General features: G+C 43.7%; 2 protein-coding genes. One reads left to right on the top strand and one right to left on the bottom strand.

Annotated elements, in window-relative coordinates; translation table 11 throughout:
* Positions 1-252 precede the first annotated feature (252 nt).
* Positions 253-729: an Lrp/AsnC family transcriptional regulator gene (locus AC4GME_RS18375; protein ID WP_490378178.1), complete on the bottom strand. Its 477-nt coding sequence runs from the start codon at positions 727-729 to the stop codon at positions 253-255.
* Between the two features lie 247 nt (positions 730-976).
* On the opposite strand from AC4GME_RS18375, the gene leuA reads away from it, so the two are divergent.
* Positions 977-2,722: a 2-isopropylmalate synthase gene (gene leuA, locus AC4GME_RS18370; protein WP_490378179.1), complete on the top strand. Its 1,746-nt coding sequence runs from the start codon at positions 977-979 to the stop codon at positions 2,720-2,722.
* Positions 2,723-3,107 lie beyond the last annotated feature (385 nt).

Genomic DNA, 3,107 nt, shown 5'->3' with positions numbered 1-3,107 from the left:
TGCGCCACGATCTGTATGGAATATAAGCCCATTGGCAGGTTTTCTATTACGTATTGTCATGCACCTGATCCGATCTAGTAGACCCCCTAATCTAACAAGATGAGGTGTTTATGCTCGCTATTGGGAGAAAGCGAGCGTAAATGGGGAGGCTCAACAGATAAATAGTGCAAAAGTTTTAAGGCGCTTTGTGCCCCAATGCGACTTAGAAACCTACCAAACCATACTCAGACATACTGAGCCGCTACAGAGCACTCAATCCAGCGGCAGTTCGGTCTTTTTGACCACCTCTCTCAATACAAAACTGGAATGTACACCAGTAACACCTTCTAACTTGGTTAACTGCCCGAGTAAAAACTTCTCATAATGTTCCATATCGCGCACCACCACTTTTAACAAAAAATCAGCAGTCTGCCCTGTCACAATCAAACATTCTAGTACCTCAGGTAAAGCTGCAATCGCACGTTCAAAGTTATCAAAACGATCCGGTGTATGGCGATCCATTGAAATACCAATCATGGCCGTCAAGTTTAAACCTAGTACTGCGGGTTTCAGTAAAGTGACATGTTTGTCGATTATTCCCGACTCCTCCAGCCGTTTCACACGACGCGAACAGGGAGTTGGTGATAAACCAACACTATCGGCTAATTCCAAATTACTAATACGTGCATTCCCCTGCATCAGCTTAAGAATATTCTTATCAATACGGTCTAACTTAATGACTTCCTGCACACTAGCTTACCTATATGGTTATTTACACTAACAATAACACATTACCTAGTGAGTTGTTGCATAAATGGCTTGAATTTAGAGTTACTTTGCAACCACTCACTACGCCATTCATCCTATAGTTAGTACATTGATAGCGAGCGAAGTTTCTTACCGGAAACGGGCGGTAATAACCTTACAATGGTGCACCAACTCGCTAATTCATTCCTCTAAACATCTCCGCTGACAACGTTCTAAAAGGAAATGACTCGTGTCTAATATCGCTAACATCCACTCTAGTTTTAATCATAGAAAATATCGCGCCTATGCTCCAATTCAAAAAACGGATAGACGCTGGCCTAATCAAATTATCGAAGCGGCACCTCAGTGGTGTAGTGTTGATTTACGCGATGGTAATCAAGCCCTGATTGAACCGATGAGTCCGAGCCAAAAGTTTGATATGTTTAAGCTATTGGTTGATGTTGGTTTTAAAGAGATTGAAGTGGGTTTTCCTGCTGCATCGGCACCTGACTTTGATTTTGTACGCCAGTTAATTGAACAGGATTTAATTCCAGACGATGTCACAATCCAAGTTTTAACACAGGCACGCGAGCCCTTAATAGCACGCAGCTTTGAAGCTTTAAAAGGTGCAAAAAAAGCCATTGTGCATTTATATAACTCAACCTCGACGGTGCAGCGCGAACAGGTATTTAAAAAATCGCGCGATGAAATTAAAGCCATTGCCGTACAAGGCGCACAATGGGTACGAGATTTTGCTGTCGCTCAGCCTGAGACAAAGTGGTCATTCCAATATTCACCCGAGAGTTTTACCGGCACCGAAATGGATTACGCCGTGGAAGTTTGTGGTGCTGTTATTAACGTTTGGCAGCCGACACCTGAAAACAAGGTGATTATCAATTTACCCGCGACGGTTGAAGCCTCAACACCTAACGTCTACGCAGACCAAATTGAATGGATGTGTGACAATATCAGCCATCGTCAATCAGTGACCATCAGTTTACACACTCATAACGACCGCGGTTGTGGTGTGGCAGCTGCAGAGCTGGGTGTGCTGGCCGGTGCAGATCGCATCGAAGGCACATTGCTCGGCAACGGCGAGCGCACTGGTAATATGGATATCGTCACTATGGCGATGAACATATATAGCCAGGGTATTGATCCACAACTAAACTTTGCTGATATGGACCGTATTATTGCAACCGTTGAACGCTGCACACAATTAGCTGTGCACCCTCGTCATGCCTACGCAGGTGAATTAGTTTTTGCTGCTTTCTCTGGAAGCCATCAGGATGCGATTAACAAATGTATGGCGATTGATGCGGTGCAGCGAATCAATGATCCAGAAACACATTGGCAAGTTGCTTATCTGCCTATCGACCCGCGTGATTTAGGACGAACTTATCAGCAGGTTATTCGTATCAATAGCCAATCAGGAAAAGGTGGTGTTGCCTATGTACTTGAACAGGACTACGGTATTCAAATGCCGCGTTGGATGCAGGTTGACTTTAGCCCGCACGTACAACAGCATGCCGAAAACAGTGAAAGTGAAGTCTCATCGACCATTATTCACAATATTTTTTCGAAGACTTATTTAGCACCACAGAAAACCGCAAGTGTCGACAGCTACCGCCTTAACCGTCAAGGTAATAAAGATATGTTACAGGCGCAGATACTCGGCATTAACGGCTCAGTGACAATAGATGGTCAAGGTAAAGGTGTACTGGATGCTTTTGTCAGAGGTTTAAGTGAATCAATCGAAACTGATATTGTATTAATCGACTATAACGAGCATGCCTTGCCGAGCAAAAAAGGGGCTGAAAATGAACAGGCAAAAGCGATGGCTTATGTTCAGCTTAGCATTCAAGGCACCCGCTACTGCGCTGCAGCCAAGTGCGACGATATAGTCAGTGCCTCTTTGCAGGCAGTACTTAATGCCGTTAGTCGAAGCGGGGCCAGCATCGGCCAGCGCAGCAGTTTTAAATTAGCCGTAGTGTAATACCAATCAGCATAACTATCTGATCTATCTTGCGGGTTAAAATAGAATCTTGTTTTATTATTATGGGCTCATTTTTTGCCGGCGTTTGGGCCGAAAATGATCACGGCAAGGTACGTTTTCACAGATTTAAAAAAATGACAATAGACGAACTCTACGCGTTGGCGCATACCATTAGCCACTAATTTTGAATCAAATAGTCTATTTTCTAAGTCGCAATGTGCCCCTTTCCGACTTAGAAAGCTGACTCGCAAACGCCCCCAATATAAGATGAATTGTCTACAAATATAGTTAATACTGATATGTAGACATGCACTCATTTTGTACGAATAACGCCCCAAAACATACGATGTTTTTCGGTTTGCTTTCGACAGAATGAGTGACTCAA

Source organism: Psychromonas sp. (assembly GCF_983033635.1).
This window is presented reverse-complemented; position numbering and strand designations above follow the sequence as displayed.